17 protein-coding genes are annotated in these 15,899 nt (G+C 70.7%); 11 read left to right on the top strand and 6 right to left on the bottom strand.

Annotated elements, in window-relative coordinates:
- Positions 1-75 precede the first annotated feature (75 nt).
- The 8 genes from ACFYMO_RS17875 to ACFYMO_RS17840 are packed head-to-tail and all read left to right on the top strand — an operon-like array spanning position 76 to position 8,530.
- A complete protein-coding gene (locus tag ACFYMO_RS17875) occupies positions 76-1,485 on the top strand; it encodes an NAD(P)/FAD-dependent oxidoreductase (protein ID WP_164181921.1) in 1,410 nt (469 codons plus the stop codon).
- Positions 1,482-1,940, top strand: coding sequence for a MauE/DoxX family redox-associated membrane protein (locus ACFYMO_RS17870; RefSeq protein ID WP_164181911.1), 459 nt, complete (start codon positions 1,482-1,484; stop codon positions 1,938-1,940). The genes ACFYMO_RS17875 and ACFYMO_RS17870 overlap by 4 nt, the downstream gene beginning before the upstream one ends.
- Positions 1,940-3,367: a radical SAM domain-containing protein gene (locus ACFYMO_RS17865; RefSeq protein ID WP_164181909.1), complete on the top strand. Its 1,428-nt coding sequence runs from the start codon at positions 1,940-1,942 to the stop codon at positions 3,365-3,367. The genes ACFYMO_RS17870 and ACFYMO_RS17865 overlap by 1 nt, the downstream gene beginning before the upstream one ends.
- Positions 3,368-3,393: 26 nt before the next feature.
- The gene (locus ACFYMO_RS17860) at positions 3,394-4,182 is read left to right on the top strand and encodes an MTAP family purine nucleoside phosphorylase (protein ID WP_164181907.1); all 789 of its coding nucleotides are present in this window, start codon (positions 3,394-3,396) and stop codon (positions 4,180-4,182) included.
- Positions 4,179-4,853 (top strand): TIGR04282 family arsenosugar biosynthesis glycosyltransferase, encoded by a 675-nt coding sequence (locus ACFYMO_RS17855; protein ID WP_164181905.1) that lies wholly within the window; start codon positions 4,179-4,181, stop codon positions 4,851-4,853. The genes ACFYMO_RS17860 and ACFYMO_RS17855 overlap by 4 nt, the downstream gene beginning before the upstream one ends.
- Positions 4,850-5,578, top strand: coding sequence for a TIGR04283 family arsenosugar biosynthesis glycosyltransferase (locus ACFYMO_RS17850; RefSeq protein WP_164181903.1), 729 nt, complete (start codon positions 4,850-4,852; stop codon positions 5,576-5,578). The genes ACFYMO_RS17855 and ACFYMO_RS17850 overlap by 4 nt, the downstream gene beginning before the upstream one ends.
- A gap of 47 nt (positions 5,579-5,625) precedes the next feature.
- Complete coding sequence (locus ACFYMO_RS17845) at positions 5,626-7,302, top strand: radical SAM protein (RefSeq protein ID WP_164181901.1); 1,677 nt, start codon at positions 5,626-5,628, stop codon at positions 7,300-7,302.
- A gap of 22 nt (positions 7,303-7,324) precedes the next feature.
- Entirely contained in the window at positions 7,325-8,530 is a 1,206-nt protein-coding gene (locus ACFYMO_RS17840; RefSeq protein ID WP_164181896.1) for an NAD(P)-binding domain-containing protein, read from the top strand.
- Between the two features lie 716 nt (positions 8,531-9,246).
- On the opposite strand, the gene trxB is transcribed toward ACFYMO_RS17840, so the two are convergent.
- The 3 genes from trxB to ACFYMO_RS17825 are packed head-to-tail and all read right to left on the bottom strand — an operon-like array spanning position 9,247 to position 11,330.
- Entirely contained in the window at positions 9,247-10,227 is a 981-nt protein-coding gene (gene trxB, locus ACFYMO_RS17835) for a thioredoxin-disulfide reductase (RefSeq protein ID WP_164181895.1), read from the bottom strand.
- Positions 10,224-10,637 carry an arsenate reductase ArsC gene (locus ACFYMO_RS17830; RefSeq protein ID WP_164181894.1) on the bottom strand — a complete coding sequence of 138 codons (414 nt, stop codon included), beginning with the start codon at positions 10,635-10,637 and terminating at the stop codon, positions 10,224-10,226. The genes trxB and ACFYMO_RS17830 overlap by 4 nt, the downstream gene beginning before the upstream one ends.
- A gap of 57 nt (positions 10,638-10,694) precedes the next feature.
- Entirely contained in the window at positions 10,695-11,330 is a 636-nt protein-coding gene (locus tag ACFYMO_RS17825) for a three-helix bundle dimerization domain-containing protein (protein WP_360379896.1), read from the bottom strand.
- A gap of 75 nt (positions 11,331-11,405) precedes the next feature.
- On the opposite strand from ACFYMO_RS17825, the gene ACFYMO_RS17820 reads away from it, so the two are divergent.
- The 3 genes from ACFYMO_RS17820 to ACFYMO_RS17810 are packed head-to-tail and all read left to right on the top strand — an operon-like array spanning position 11,406 to position 13,884.
- Entirely contained in the window at positions 11,406-11,714 is a 309-nt protein-coding gene (locus tag ACFYMO_RS17820) for a helix-turn-helix transcriptional regulator (RefSeq protein WP_164181890.1), read from the top strand.
- The gene (gene arsB / locus ACFYMO_RS17815; RefSeq protein WP_164181888.1) at positions 11,711-12,829 is read left to right on the top strand and encodes an ACR3 family arsenite efflux transporter; all 1,119 of its coding nucleotides are present in this window, start codon (positions 11,711-11,713) and stop codon (positions 12,827-12,829) included. Before ACFYMO_RS17820 ends, arsB begins: the two co-directional genes overlap by 4 nt.
- Complete coding sequence (locus tag ACFYMO_RS17810; protein ID WP_388547273.1) at positions 12,826-13,884, top strand: ArsO family NAD(P)H-dependent flavin-containing monooxygenase; 1,059 nt, start codon at positions 12,826-12,828, stop codon at positions 13,882-13,884. The genes arsB and ACFYMO_RS17810 overlap by 4 nt, the downstream gene beginning before the upstream one ends.
- Before the next feature lie 3 nt (positions 13,885-13,887).
- Here ACFYMO_RS17810 and ACFYMO_RS17805 read toward each other — a convergent pair whose 3' ends face one another.
- Genes ACFYMO_RS17805 through ACFYMO_RS17795 form a run of 3 tightly spaced genes read right to left on the bottom strand, consistent with a single transcriptional unit; the run spans position 13,888 to position 15,899 of the window.
- Positions 13,888-14,367: a GNAT family N-acetyltransferase gene (locus ACFYMO_RS17805; protein WP_164181884.1), complete on the bottom strand. Its 480-nt coding sequence runs from the start codon at positions 14,365-14,367 to the stop codon at positions 13,888-13,890.
- Between the two features lie 53 nt (positions 14,368-14,420).
- Positions 14,421-14,795, bottom strand: a complete 375-nt coding sequence (locus ACFYMO_RS17800; RefSeq protein WP_164181882.1) for a helix-turn-helix transcriptional regulator — start codon at positions 14,793-14,795, stop codon at positions 14,421-14,423.
- A 42-nt stretch (positions 14,796-14,837) separates the two neighbouring features.
- Positions 14,838-15,899: an NAD(P)/FAD-dependent oxidoreductase gene (locus tag ACFYMO_RS17795; RefSeq protein WP_164184060.1), complete on the bottom strand. Its 1,062-nt coding sequence runs from the start codon at positions 15,897-15,899 to the stop codon at positions 14,838-14,840.

The raw sequence follows: 15,899 nt of genomic DNA, 5'->3' as shown, positions 1-15,899 counted from the left end.
CAACGGGTTCCCTTCACGTCCCACGCCCGCGCGCCGGCCGTCCCACGACGGCGCACCGACAGAGAGTTCCGCGCCATGAAGAGGTTCGACCTGGTGGTCATCGGCGGCGGCAGTGCCGGTCTGACCGCGGCCCGCACCGCCGGACGCCTCGGCGCCCGCACGCTGCTCGTCGAACGCGACCGGCTGGGCGGGGACTGCCTGTGGACAGGGTGTGTGCCGAGCAAGGCACTGCTGCATGTCGCCGCCGACGTCCAGGCTGCCCGCCGCGCTGCTGCCTACGGGCTCCCGCCGGTGTCCGGCCCGGCCGACCTCACAGCGGCCATGGCGGAGGTGAAGCAGGCGATCGGCGCGATCGAACCCCACGACTCGGCCGACGCACTGGCCCCGTACGGGGTCCACGTCACCCACGGCGCGGCGTCCTTCACCGGCCCGGGCACCCTGACCGCGGGCGAGCGGGAGGTCTCCTTCCGGTACGCGCTGATCGCCACGGGCTCCTCGCCGGCCCTGGTGCCGATCCCCGGCCTGGTCGAGAGCGGGCCGTTGACCAGCGACACGGTCTGGGAGCTGTCCGAACTCCCGCGCCGCCTGGTGGTGCTCGGTGGCGGGCCGATCGGCTGCGAGCTGGGGCAGGCGTTCGCCCGGCTCGGCTCGCAGGTCACTCTCGTGGAGGCGATGGACCGCCTGGTGCCGCGCGAAGAACCCCGGGCCTCCCAAGTCCTGCGCGAACGGCTGCGGTCCGAGGGCGTCACCGTACTGACCGGCTACCGCGCCGAGCGAGTCGGCACCGACGCCGTCCACGGACCTGGTGGTCCTCTGCCCTACGACTCGCTTCTGGCCGCCACGGGCCGCCACGCCGACACCGTAGGGCTCGGTCTGGAGGCTGCCGGTGTAGAGCTGACCGAGACCGGTCACGTCCGGACCGACGCCCGGCTGCGCACCGCTAACCACCGCATCTACGCCGCCGGAGATGTCACCGGCCGCTCGGCCTTCACCCACCTGGGCGGCACACAGGGCGGAGCAGCCGCCGTCGACGCTCTGCTGGGGGTGCGCCGCCCCATCGACTACCGGGCGGTGCCCCGGGTGACGTACACCGATCCCGAGATCGCCCGCGTCGGCCTCACCTCCGACGAGGCACACGCGAAGTACGGAGACCGCGCGCGCGTCCACACCCTGGACAACGACCGGGTGGACCGGGCGGTGGCCGACGGCCGCACCGAGGGCTTCACCACCCTGGTCCTGGGCCCGCGCGGGAAGATCGTCGGAGCCACGGTCGTGTCACCGAGGGCCGGCGAGACCATCGCCCATCTCGCGGCGGCAGTGCGACTGGGCTGGACTCCCTCCGACTACGCCCGCACCGTGCACCCCTACCCCACCTACGCCGACGGACCCTGGCACACCGCGCTCACCGACGTCTACGCCCGTCTCGCCCGGGGCAGCGGCCCCATCGGCGCGCTGCTGAAACTCCGCAGAGGAGTGATCAGGTGATCCTTCGTCCCGTCCTAGGCCTGCTCCTGGCGGCGATGGCGCTCGGCCAGGCCGCTTCGTTCGACGCGATGCCCGCCATCCTGACCACCTACGGTCTGACATCCGGTGCGGCCTCGACCGCCCTGGCCGTGGCGTTGATCAGCGCCCAGGCCGTAACGGCCCTCTGGTTCCTCGCCCGGCCCCGCTCCCGCGCCACCACACCCGTATGGCTCTACACCGCTGTCGCGGTGGCGTGGTCGGCCCTCGCCTCCCAGGCGTTCGCCCGCGGGCTCGTCCTGGACAACTGCGGCTGCTTCGGCACCTACCTCGCCCAGCCGCTGCGCTGGTACGTCCTCGTCGAGGATGCCCTGATGCTGTTGTACGCCGGGCTGCTGTGGCGCGGCCTGCGCCGGGCCGGGCCCACCTCGTCGCCCGCCACGGCTCGTACAGCTCGAACCCCGCAGGAGAACCCCTGATGCGGATCACCGCGAAACTGCGCGCCCTCGAACGTGCCACCCGCCCCTACGACACCGAGTTCGCCGCGGCGATGGAGCGCCGCTGGGCGGAACTCCCCGACGCGGCCCGGACCCCCGGCCAGATCCTCGGCCGGCACGGCGTCGGCTGTGAGGGCACCCACGGCGTCTTCCCCAAGTGCAACCTCAAGTGCACCCCCTGCTACCACTCCAGAGACGCCAACCAGGTACGCGTCGACGGCCCCCACACCCACGAACAGATCGCCGCGCAGATGCGCCTGCTGCGCAAGCTGCGGGGCCCACGTGCCCACACCCAGCTCATCGGCGGCGAGGTCAGCCTGCTCACCCCCGACGACCACGCCGCCGCCCTCGCGATCATGCGGGACCACGGCCGGGAACCGATGAGCTTCACCCACGGCGACTTCGACTACGACTACCTCACCCGCCTCGCACTCGGACCGGACGGCACACAGCGCCTCGGACGACTGTCCTTCGCCGCGCACTTCGACAAGTTCATGTACGGCCGGCGCGGCATCGAGCGCCCGCCGGATGAGAAGTCGCTCAATCCCTACCGCGCCCGGTTCGCCGCCATGTTCCGCCGCCTCCGGCGCGAGCACGGTGTGCGGTTCTTCCTCGCCCACAACATGACCGTCACCCCCGGCAACCTCGACGAGGTCGCGAGCATGATCCGCGACTGCCACGCCATGGGCTTTGGCATGTTCTCCTTCCAGCCCGCCGCCTTCCTCGGCGACGAGCGCCGCTGGAAGGAGAAGTTCCGCGAGGCGACCCCGGACGCGGTGTGGGCGGAGATCGAGCGCGGTGCCGGAGCCCGGCTGGACTACCGAGTCTTCGAGAACGGCGACGTGCGCTGCAACCGCACCGCCTACGGCTTCTACGTCGGCAGCCGCTGGTATCCGTTCCTCGACGGCGACGACCCGCGCGACCTCGCCGTGCGCGACGCGTTCTTCCGCTACTTCGGGAAGGTGACCTTCACCGGCACCCCGCCCGCCCTCCTCGCGGCAAGGATCGTGCGGGTGGCGGTCCGCCATCCGTCCACCGTGGTGACAAGTTTTCGCTGGCTGGGCCGCACCGCCCGCCGCGTCGGGCTGCTGCGGCTGGTCCGCCACCGGATGCGAGTGCGTACGGTCACCTTCGTCATGCACCAGTTCATGGACGCCGACGTCGTCGCCCCGGCCTGGGAAATGATGCAGCGCGGCGAACAGGCCGAGGAGCCCCGGCTGCGCGAGACCCAGGAGCGGCTGGCCGCCTGCCACTACGCCATGGCCCACCCCGAGAACGGAACCCTCGTCCCCGCCTGCGTCCAGCACGCCGTCCTCGACCCCGCCGAGAACGCCGCTCTGCGCACCCTGCTGCCGATCGTCGAGGTCCGCACCCCCACACGCCGCTCGCCCGGCACGTCCGACATGTAACCGAAGAACCGAAGGAGAAGCAGTCCATGCGCATAGGTGTCATCACCGGCTCCGGCAGCTACGACTGGCCCCACCTGGAGGGTGCGGCCGAGCGGACCGTCGTCACCGAACACGGCGCGGTCACCGTCACCGAGGGGCGCCTCGGGGGCGCGGAGATCGTGCAGCTGCCCCGGCACGGCACTGGCCACCACCGCCTGTCCAGCCAGGTCGACCACAAGGCGAACCTCGCCGCTCTGCTGGCCGTCGAGGCGGAGGCCGTGGTGTCCTTCACCGTCTGCGGCTCCCTCGACCCGGACCTGCGGCCGGGCTCGCTGGTGGTCTTCGACGACCTGTACTTCCCCGCCAACCGGCTGCCCGACGGCACCCCCTGCACCTGGTACGACACCCCCGGCGGGACCGGACGCGGCCACTGGATCTTCGACCGGCCCTTCAGCGAGCCCCTGCGCCAGGCGCTGATCACCGCCGCCGACCAGACCGGGGTACCCGTCGCCACACAGGGCGTGTACGGACACGTCGACGGTCCCCGGTTCAACTCGCGCTCGGAGGTGGCCGCGCTGGCCGCAGCCGGGATCAGCGCGATCAGCCAGACCGCGGGCCCGGAGGCCGTCCTGGCCGGTGAGGCCGAACTGCCCATGGCCCTGGTCGGTTTCATCACCGACTACGCCAACGGCGTCGCCCCCGAGCCGGAACCTGTACAGGCACTCCTGGACCGCATGGCGGCCAGCAAGGAGGTCTTCGCCACGCTGGCCGGGCACGCACTGCCATCCCTGGACAGCGTGAGCGCGGCAGGCTTCGTCTACCGGTTCGACACGTGAACGCCACCGCTCACCGGGGCACCCCCGCGATCCTGATCATGGCCAAGGAGCCCCGCCCCGGCACCGTCAAGACCCGGCTGCATCCCCTGCTCGGCCCGCAGCGCTGCGCCGAACTCCAGGCCGGGCTCATCCGCCACACCCTGGAACTGACCACCGTCCACGCTCCGCGGACTTACCTCGCCTACGCCCCGGCCGACGGCGGCGACGCGATCGGCACCACGACGCCGGCAGGCGTCCGGCTGCGCCTCCAGCGCGGCGAAGACCTCGGACAGCGCCTGGCTGCCGCCGTCACCGACGCCTTCACCGACGGCGCGGGCCCGCTCCTGGTCATCGGCACCGACGCGCCGACCCTCACCGGCGACCACCTGACCGCCGCCTTCACCGCCCTGGAAAGCCACGACGTGGTGCTGGGCCCCGCGCTCGACGGCGGCTACTACCTGATCGGCCTGCGCGCCCCCCACACCTCGCTCTTCGCCCTCGACGCGGATGTCTGGAGCACAGACCGGGTACGGACGGCGACCCTCGGCGTCGCCCGGCGCGAAGGGCTGAGCGTGAAACTGCTGTGCCCACTGCGGGACCTGGACACCCCCGAAGACGCATCCGCCCTCCTCGCCGATCCGGCGCTGCCCGCGCCGATCGCCGCTCTGATCCAGCCGGTGGAGGGCCCATGACACAGGTGTCGATCATCGTCCCGGCACTCAACGAGGAAGCCGCGATCGACCGTGCGGCCAGCCGCCTGTGCCGGGACTTCCCCGACTGCGAGCTGATCGTCGTGGACGGCGGTTCCACCGACGCCACCGCCGAACTCGCCGCCGCCCACGCCACCGTGATCACCAGTGAGCGAGGACGAGCCCGGCAGATGAATGAGGGCGCACGGCACGCGTCCGGCGACATCCTGTGGTTCGTCCACGCCGACACCGACATCGCCCCCGAGGCGCTGGACCAGATCCGGGCCGCACTCACCGACCCGGCCGTGGTCGGAGGCGGCCTCACCCTCCGCTTCGACCGCAGAACACCCGCCCTGAACTACCTCGCGTGGACGTCCAACGCCCGCGCCCGCCGCCTCCACCACATCTTCGGCGACCAGGCCATGTTCATCCGCCGCAGCGCCTTCGACGAACTCGGAGGCTTCCCCGACCTGGCCATCATGGAGGACCTGGAGATGTCACGGCGCCTGCACCGCCGCGGCCCGCTGCGCCTGCTGCCCGCCACCTCGACGGCCTCCTCACGCCGCCTGACCGCCCACGGCACCTGGCGCATGATCGCCTTCATGCAGTACCTGAAACTGCTGTACTTCGCCGGCGCAGACCCCGAAGCCATCCGCGCCCGCTACGCCGCCGGCCCCCGCCTCTTCCCGAAGAGAACCCCGGCCGTGCCACGCACCAGCCGTCCCTGAGCCCTCTCGTCCCGCACGATCTATACGACTCCTTGGAGACCGACCTCATGCGCATCGCAGTCTGCGGAGGGCCCTACGGAAACCCCTACGCCCTCCAGGCATTCGTCGACGACGCCCGCGCCCGGGGCGCAGAACGGCTCTTCTGCCTGGGCGACCTCGGCGGCTTCGGCGCCGACGTCAACGCTCTGTGGCCCATCCTCACCGACAACACCGTCGAGTGCGTCGCCGGAAACTACGACGTGGCCATCGCCCGCGGCGACACCGACTGCGGCTGCGGCTACCGCGACCCGAAAGACAACGAGTACGCCCAGCTGATCTACGACCACACCCTCGCCACCACCAGCCGCGACTTCGCCGCCTGGATGGACACCCTGCCCACCGAACGCCGGGAAACCATCGACGGCGTCGACGTCCACATGGTCCACGGCTCGACCCTGGCGCTGAACGACTTCTGGTGGGAGTCACTGCCCGAGGAGCAGCACCGCCTGCGCACCGACGCGTCCGGCGCCGCTGTCGTCCTGTGCACCCACAGCGGCCTGCCCTGGCAGCGGCGCATCGGCGACACCCTCGCCGTCAACGTCGGCGTGCTCGGGAAACCCGCCAACGACGGCCGACGCGACGTCTGGTACGCGATCCTCGACCTGTCCGACGGGCACGTCACCGCCGAGCTGATCCCCCTCGCGTACGACTGGCGGGCACAGGCCGCCTCGATGCGCGCCGCCGGGCTGCCCGAGATCTTCGCCGAGACCATCGAGACCGGCTGGTGGACCACCTGCCTGGAAATCCTGCCGCCACGCGAACGATCCCGGGGCCGCTACCACCTCTACCGCTCCACCCTGCCCTCCGGCTTCCGCCCCGCGAACGACGGCTGGGGAGAGACCACGCCCCAGGCCCTTCGGAGCGACCGGCCGGTGGTCCCGCTGTTCGGCACCCCGTACTTCCCCTCCCGGTTGTGGATCTACACCAACTTCCACTGCAACCTGGCCTGCGACTACTGCGCGGTCGCCTCCTCACCGAAAGCACTCGCCCGCACCCTGCCCACCGATGCCTTCCGTGCCCTGGTCGACGAGGCCGCACAGGCCGGGTTCACCGAGCTGTACCTCACCGGAGGTGAGCCCTTCCTGCACCCTGACATCGTCAGCCTCCTCGACTACGCCTCCGCCGTACTGCCCACCGTCGTGATGACCAACGCGATGCTGCTCCGCGGCCGCCGCGCCGACGGCCTCGCGGACCTGGCCGACCGCAAACTCACCGTCCAGACCTCCCTGGACGGCGCCACCGCCCACACTCATGATCTTCATCGCGGCTCGGGCTCATGGCAGCGCACCATCGACGGCATCCGCCACCTGATCGACCTCGGCCTGCCCCCGCGCGTCGCCCTCACCGAGACACCGGACAACACGCACGAGGTCCCCGCGGTCGCCGAGCTGCTGGCCGAACTCGGTCTGCCTGCCGACCACTTCGCGGTACGCCCGCTGCTGCGACGCGGCCTGTCCGACACCGGCGTCGAGATCGGCGAGGACTCCAGCATCCCCGAACTGACCGCCACCGCCGACGGACTGCACTGGCACCCCGCCGGAGCCGACCTCACCACCAGCCCCGACATGCACCTCGCACCCGCCGGCACCGCGCTCGCCGTGGGTCAACAGCTCGTCACCGAACGGTTCTTCACCGCCCGCCTCACCGACGGCACCCTGCCCCGCCCCGTCCACTGCGCCATCTGACCTCTTTGGAAGGAAGTCCACCATGCAACAACACGTCGCGATCCTCGGCGCCGGACCCGTCGGTCTCGACGCAGCACTTGCCTGCGCCGACGCCGGATGGACCTTCACCGTCTACGAAGCCGCGGACACCACCGCCGCGCACGTGCGGGCCTGGGGCCATGTCCGGCTCTTCACCCCATGGGACCTCAACGTCTCCCGCAGGATGCGGGCCCACCTGTCGTCCGCCCCGACCGGCGACGACTGCCCCACGGGCACCGACCTGGCCAGCCAGCTCCTCGGCCCGGTCGCCGCGCTCCCCGCTCTCGAAGGCCGCATTCGGTACAGCAGCCGCGTCGCAGCCATCGCCCGCACCGGCCTCCTCAAACATGAAGAGATCGGCACCAGCACCCGCGCCGCCGCCCCCTTCACCCTCCTGCTCGACACCCCCGGCGGCGAGGACACGGCGGAGGCCGACCTCGTCCTGGACTGCACCGGCACCTACTCCCACCCCAACACCCTCGGACCCGGCGGCATCCCCGCCCCCGGCGAACGCGCCCTCGCCGACCACATCACCCGTACTCTCCCGGACACCGAAGACCCCGACCGCTGGGCCGGAACCGTCCTCCTCGTCGGCGCCGGAAAATCCGCCCAGACCGCAGCCCGCGACCTGGCCGCCCTGCCCGGCACCCGCGTCGAGTGGGCGGTGCGCAAACCAACACCCGACTGGGGCGCCGTACCCGACGACACCCTGCCCGGCCGCCAGCACCTCGTCGACACCTCCCAGGCCTTCGCCAACGGTGTCAACGACCGCGTCACCGTCCACACCGGTGCCCATGTCCGGGCCCTGCACCCCGCCGACGACCGGGTACGCGCCATACTCGCCACCGACGACGGCCCTCGCACGGTCGTCTGCGACCACGTCGTAGCGCTGACCGGGTACACCGGCGACACCTCCCTCTACCGGCAGTTGCAGGTCCACGAGTGCTACGCCACCGGCGCCCCCATGAACCTCTCCGCCGCCCTCCTCGGCTCCGCGGGCGGCGACTGCCTCACCCAGCCGTCCGCCGGGATCGAGGCCCTGCGCAACCCCGAACCCCACTTCTACATCCTGGGCGCCAAGTCCCACGGCCGCCTCAACACCTTCCTGCTGCGCACCGGATACCGGCAGATCGACCAGTTCGCCGCTGCGTACGCCGACGCCCCGAAACCCACTACGGCTGTCGGGACGGCACAAGGCCGGGACCGCTGATCGAAGCACTCGGACCGCCCGACCGGCACGAGAACCCGGGTACGGCGAGAGGTTTCCTGACCGCCCATCACGCACAGCTGTCCACGGGCTGTCCACCGAAGACGTCGAGATCTTGCCGGACTCCGTGGTTCGGCTGAGCAAAGCAGCAGCTCACAGGCCTGCGGCAGTTTATCGACGGCAGCACGTGAAACTGCGACCTATGCATTGCGCTGCGCAAGCCGCCAGCGCCCGTTTCACCCGAATTCCAAGGTCACTCCATACAAGAAACCCCCGTTTCAAAGGCCTGACCTGAGGTTCTTCAGAGAGCCGCCTTCGGCATTCGAACCCGAGACTACGCTTTACGAGACCGAGAGCGTTCATGCCGGGTGCTGCCGCACGGTGCTACCCGATCACGTTTTACCTGATCAGGGCATGCGCGGTGGTCTCCCCCGTGCAGTCTGGTGCTGGCTCGTCCAAAGGCGTCTGCCCACCGGCTGTCCGCCGGAGCGCCTCTCCGTGCGGCTGTCAGTGGCCTTCTGCCTGCTCCGATGGAGTGGCAGATACCGATTTCGTCGGCACGCCGAGGCACTTGTCAGGATGCGACAATCCCACACGCGCTTCAGGTGACGTCGATGCTGTGGGCACCATGGTCAACCCGCTTGCCAGGGCCTGTGACTGGAGCGAGTCATCGGTGCCGTGCCTGAGAGCCATGGCGGTCGATCCTGAGGACTCGGTGTTCAGGCTGCGGCGGGTGTCTTGTCCGGTTCCGTAGTCTGCGAGGTTTCGCTAAGGGCTGCAAGGTAGCGCTCGGCGTCCAGAGCTGCTGCGGCTCCGGTACCGGCGGCGGTGATGGCCTGACGGTAGGTGTGGTCGACGACATCGCCAGCGGCAAACACCCCGGGCAGGTTGGTACGCGTCGTCGGAGCGGCGACGGTGACGTAGCCCTCGGCATCAAGGTCGAGCTGGTCCGCGAACAGCTCGGTGCGCGGGTCGTGGCCAATCGCGATGAACAGCCCCGTCACATCCAGATCGCGGGTGGCACCAGTGAAGACTTCACGCAGGACGACGCCGCCGAGCATGCCGTTCGTCTCCTTGATCTCGGCGATCTCGCTGTCGAACGCGAAGGAGATCTTGTCGTCGGCGAACGCCCGGTCCTGCATGACCTTGGAGGCGCGCAGGGTGGAGCGGCGGTGGACGACTGTGACGGAACGGGCGAAGCGGGTGAGGAAGGTAGCTTCCTCCATGGCGGTGTCGCCGCCGCCGACCACGATGATGTCGCGGTCGCGGAAGAAGAACCCGTCGCATGTGGCGCACCAGGACACCCCGCGGCCGGACAGCGCCTCCTCGCGTGGGAGGCCGAGTTTGCGGTAGCCGGAGCCGGTGGCGATGATCACCGTCCTCGCGCGGTGGACGGCGCCAGCGGAGTCGATGAGGAGCTTGATGTCGCCGGTGAGGTCGACGGAGACGATGTCGTCGTCGACCATCTCAGCGCCGAACTTCTCGGCCTGGGCCCGCATGTTCTCCATCAGGACGGGGCCATCGACGCCGTCGGGGAAGCCGGGAAAGTTCTCGACCTCGGTCGTGGTCGTCAGCGAGCCGCCGACGAAGATGCTGCTGCCGAAGAGCAACGGCTTCAACTGGGCGCGCGCGGTGTAGAGGGCGGCGGTGTATCCGGCGGGTCCGGAGCCGATGATGACGACCTCGTGTATCTCGCTCACGCCGTCTTCTCCGGGGCGATCTCGGCGATGAGACCCTCGACGAGGGTCTTGATCTCGTCGCGGATGGGGCGCACGGCCTCGACGCCCTGGCCGGCCGGGTCTTCGAGCTTCCAGTCCAGGTAGCGCTTGCCGGGGAAGACGGGGCAGGTGTCGCCGCAGCCCATCGTGATGCAGACGTCGGACTCGCGGACCGCGTCGACGGTGAGGATCTTCGGGGTCTCGGCGGAGATGTCGATGCCGACCTCGGCCATGGCCTCGACGGCGGCCGGGTTCACGGCCGTGCCCGGGTTGGAGCCAGCGGAGCGGACCTCGACGCGGTCTCCGGCCAGGTGGGTCAGCCAGGCGGCGGCCATCTGCGAGCGGCCGGCGTTGTGGACGCAGACGAACAGAACGGAGGGCTTGTCGGACATCGTTGTTCCCTTGGTGAAGTGGTGAGGTGGATCAGCAGGTGGGGCGGACGGGATCGGTCAGGCGTCCGGCAGGACGGCCAGGAGGTCGGTGATGCGGGCGTCGATGTCGCCGAGGATGGTGCGTACGACGCCGATCGGAGCACCGTCAGGGTCGGCGACAGACCAGTCGAGGTAGTGCCGGCCGGGGGCCACGGGGCAGGCGTCGCCGCAGCCCATCGTGATGACGTAGTCGGCGGCCTCGACGACCTCGCTGGTCAGGGGCTTGGGGTAGGCGTCCGTGACGGCCAGGCCCGCCTCCAGGAGCGCCTGAGCGACGTGGGGCTCGACCTCGGCGGCCGGGTCGGTCCCGGCGGAGGAGACGACCACGCGCTCGCCCGCACGGTGGGCCAGCAGGGCGGCGGCCATCTGCGAGCGGCCGGCGTTGTGCCCGCACACGAACAGCACGCGGACCGCACCCCCGGCACCCGGCGTCTGGGTATGAGCGAGGGCATCGAGGCGCTCTGCGGTCAGGCGCTCGGCCAACACCACCAGGTGCGTGCGGACCCGGGCGTTCTCGGCGAGGAGCCGGTAGGAGTCGGTGAGCAGCTGCTGCACGGTCTCCGCCGAGAAGTGCCCTTGGTGGCGGGAGGCGAGGCGTGCGGCCCCGGCGCTGAGCCGCTCGTCGGGCCAGGTGGGAGATGGTGGGACGGACATGGGAACCCCTTCGACAGGCCCAGCAAGTTCAGTACGGACTGGTGTCAGTGCCGAATGATGTGACAGTATCAGTCCATGATGACGTCAGTCGACACTGATCTGATCCGGGTTCTGGCCGACCCGCTCAGGCTCAAGATCGTGACCCTGCTCGCCCGCGAGACCCTGTGCACCACGCACCTGGTCGAGGAGACCGGCGCCAAGCAGACCAACCTCTCCAACCACATGAAGGTCCTGCGCGAGGCCGGCGTGGTGGACACCGAACCCTGCGGCCGGTTCATCTACTACAAGCTGCGCCCCGAGGTCCTGGCCGGGCTCTCCGAGCAGTTCGCCGCGCTCGCCGACTCCGCCCGCACCGCTTCCGAGAACAAGAGGGCCTGCCCGTGACCTCCACCGAGCCCACCACCACCCCGACCCCGGGTGCCAGCCCGGCCGGGGACGACTCGATCGTCAAGAAGCTCTCCACCCTCGACCGCTACCTCGCGGTGTGGATCCTGCTCGCCATGGCCGTCGGCCTGGGCCTGGGCCGCCTCATCCCGGGGATGAACGACGCGCTCGCGAAGATCGAGATCGGCGGGATCTCCCTGCCGATCGCGCTCGGCCTGCTCGTCATGATGTACCCGGTCCTCGCCAAGGTCCGCTACGACCGGCTCGACCGCGTCACCAGCGACCGCAAGCTGCTCATCTCCTCGCTGGTCATCAACTGGGTCGTCGGCCCCGCCGTCATGTTCGCCCTGGCGTGGATCTTCCTGCCGGACCTTCCCGAGTACCGCACCGGCCTGATCATCGTCGGCCTCGCCCGCTGCATCGCCATGGTCATCATCTGGAACGACCTCGCCTGCGGCGACCGCGAAGCCGCCGCCGTCCTCGTCGCACTGAACTCGGTCTTCCAGGTCATCGCGTTCGGCCTGCTGGGCTGGTTCTACCTCGACCTGCTACCGCGCTGGCTGAACCTGGGCGACGGCCAGGGTCTGGACGTATCCGTCTGGCACATTGCGCTGAACGTCGTCATCTTCCTCGGTATCCCGCTGCTGGCTGGCTTCCTCACCCGACGCATCGGCGAGCAGAGGATGGGCCGCGAGGGCTACGAGGCGAGATTCCTGCCGAGGATCGGCCCGTGGGCCCTGTACGGGCTGCTGTTCACGATCGTCATTCTCTTCGCCCTGCAGGGGAAGACCATCACCTCGCAGCCGCTGGACGTCGTGCGGATCGCGCTGCCGCTGCTGGTGTACTTCGCGATCATGTTCTTCGGCACCTTCCTCCTCGGCAAGGGTCTGGGCCTGGCCTACGACCGCACCACGACCCTGGCGTTCACCGCGGCGGGCAACAACTTCGAGCTGGCCATCGCGGTCGCCATCGCCACCTTCGGCGTCACCTCCGGTCAAGCCCTGTCCGGCGTCGTCGGACCGCTCATCGAGGTCCCGGTACTGATCGGCCTGGTCTACGTCGCGCTCGCCTGGCGAAAGAAGTTCGCCGCCGACGCGGTGACGACGGCCCCATGACGCACCGGGTCGACGTGGTGGTGGTCGGCGGCGGCCAGGCCGGGCTCGCCGCCGGCTACCACCTGCGCCGCCAGAACCTGGACTTCACCGTCCTGGACGCCGGTCCGGCTCCGGGCGGGGCCTGGCAGCACATGTGGGACTCCCTGCACCTGTTCTCCCCCGCAGAGCACTCCTCGCTGCCGGGGAGGCTCATGCCCGCCCAGGCGGGCGAGATCTACCCGGACGCCGGGCACGTGGTGGACTACCTGGCCGACTACGAGAAGCGCTACGACCTGCCCGTGCAGCACGGCACCCGCGTGAATGCCGTACGCCGGGAGGGCGAATCGCTGCTGGTCGAGGCGGACACCGGTCTGTGGCGGGCCCGCGCGGTCATCAGCGCGACCGGCACCTGGTCGCGGCCCTTCCTCCCTGCCGTTCCCGGCCGCAGCGCCTTCACCGGTCGGCAGCTGCACACGGTGAACTACCGCTCGCCGGCCGACTTCACCGGTCAGCGGGTCGTCGTGGTCGGCGGCGGGAATTCCGGCGCACAGACCGCCGCCGACCTCGCCCTGGACGGCCAGGTCGAGGTGACGTGGGTGACCCAGCGCCCGCCGCAGTTCCTGGCCGACGACTTCGACGGCCGGACCCTGTTCGACGTGGCCACCGCCCGCCGCCGCGCCCTCGAAGAGGGCCGCAGGGACACCGGCGGGGTCGCCTCGCTCGGTGACATCGTCGCCGTGCCGCCCGTCCGTGCCGCCCGCGACGCAGGGCTCTTGGTCGCGAAGCCTATGTTCGCCCGCCTCGCCGCCGACGGTGCCCGGTGGGCCGACGGCAGTCATTCGGGCGCTGACGCGGTCATCTGGTGCACCGGCTTCCGCCCGGCGCTCGCCCATCTCGCCCCGCTGAACCTGCGCAGCGCGCGGGGGCACATCCCCACCGACGGCACGCGGGCGCTCGGCGAACCGCGGCTGCACCTGCTCGGCTACGGCGACTGGACCGGCCCCGCCTCAGCCACGCTCATCGGTGTCGGCCGCCCGGCCCGTGACGCTGCACAGGCGATCGCTCAGCTTCTCTGACGGTCAGGTGGCGGCGGGGCTGCGGCGTTCGATGAGGACGACGTCGCGCCAGATGCCGTGATGGCGTCCGATCCGCTCCCGGGTGCCGATGACGCGGAAGCCGGTCCGCTGGTGAACGGCGAGGCTGGCGGCGTTCTCGGGGAAGATCCCGGACTGGATGGTCCAGATCCCGGCCTGCTCGGTGGAGTCGATCAGGGCCTTCAGCAAGGAGGAGGCGACGCCGCGACCGCGGGCGGCGGGGTGAACGTAGACGGAGTGCTCGACCACACCCGCGTACGCGCACCGGTCCGAGACCCGGCTCGCGGCGACCCAGCCCAGCACCGCTCCGTGCTCGTCGAGAGCGGCAAAGCGGTGCTCGGGCAGCTTCGTGGCGTCGAACGCCTCCCACGACGGTGGGGTGGTCTCGAAGGTGGCATTGCCCTCGTCGATGCCGGCCTGGTAGATGGCCAGCACCTGCTCGGCATGCTCCGCCGTCAGCGGCATGACCGCCACACTCAGCGCCCGACTCACTGCTTCCCCCTCTGTCCTGTCCAGTGTCAGGCCGCGGCCGGCACGGCCAGCAGCTTGCCCATCGCGGCGAGCACCGACGGCTCGACCCGGTAGTAGACCCAGGTGCCGCGCCGCTCGGAGGTGAGCAGCCCGGCCTCCTTCAGCTTCTTCAGGTGATGGGACACCGTGGGCTGGGAGACGCCGACATCGGAGATGTCGCATACGCACGCCTCCCCGCCCTCGTGCGAGGCCACGGCGGAGAACAGCCGCAGCCGGACTGGGTCGCCCAGCGCCTTGAACATCCGCGAAGCCGTCTCGGCCTCCTCTGCGGTCATGGGGCGCTCGGTCAGCGGCGGGCAGCACGGCGCGACACCCTGGCCGCCGGTGAGGTCGAGCAGCGGCAGTACCTTCGCATTCGACATACGTCTATGTTGACACACGTCGAACCAGCGCCGCGAGAGTCGTCACCGGCGGGCAAGGCAGTCAGCCAGGCGCCGGGCGATCCGCTCCGCGTCCCGTCCGACCCCGCGCAGCGAGTTCGACGACAGGCTGCGCTGCCACTCAAGCCCCACGAACGCCAGCCCCGGCACCCCGATGGCGAGCCCCTCGCGGTGCTGCGGCTTCCGTTCGGAATCGAGGGCGTCGCCGAGGTCGCTGAGGTAGGGCAGGTCGGGGCGGTAGCCCGTGGCGAGCACGATCACGTCGACCTCCTCCCGCTCTCCGTCCGGCCAGAGGAGCTTGGCCCCGTCGGAGCCGGTGAACAGTGATCGCCGGTCAGGTTGCCCGGCGGCCAGGGCTGCGCGGTAACGGCCGTCATCGAGGACCGGCTGTGCCGGCGGGCGCGGCAAGAGCCGGCCGAGAGGTGCGATGTCCACGCCGGTGCGGGCCGTCCAGAAGTGCAGGTCTCGGCCGAGGATGCGCTGCGCCGCGAACTTCACCGGTCCGCGGGTGGCGAGCGTGACGTGCGCGGTGCTTGCAAGCTCGGCGGCGATCTGCACTGCGGAGTTGCCGGCCCCGACCACGACCACCCGGCGGCCGGCGAACGGCGACGGGCTGCGGTAGTCGGCGGCGTGCAGCACCCGGCCGGTGAACTCCCGAAGGCCCGGCAGTGCTGGCCGGTGCGGTCGCCCGAAGGTTCCGGAGGCCGCGACGACGGCGCGGGCCGTGAGCCGGCCGCCAGCGTCGAGGGTCAACTCGAATTCGGATCCGGCCCGGCGTACGCAGGTGACGCGCTGGCCGGTGCGGATGTCGGCGTCCAGGCGGTCGGCGTAGGCAGTGAGGTAGGCGACGACCTCGTCACGGTGCGGGTAGCGGTCCCGGTCAGCTCCGGGAAACGGCATCCCGGGCAAGGAGCTGTACCGGGCGGGCGAGAACAGCGTGAGGCTGTCGTAGTAGCGCGGCCACGACCCGGCCGTACCGCCGGATGCCTCCAGCACCACCGGCCGCAGCCCACGGCGGAGCAAGGTGTGGGCGGCGGCGAGCCCGGACTGACCGCCGCCGATCACGGCGACGTCGATGCGCTGCAT

Origin of the sequence: Streptomyces sp. NPDC007025, assembly GCF_042869455.1 — a bacterium.
Lineage (GTDB): Bacteria > Actinomycetota > Actinomycetes > Streptomycetales > Streptomycetaceae > Streptomyces.
Note: the sequence above shows the minus strand (reverse complement) of the source record. Positions and strands in the feature narration are given on the sequence as shown.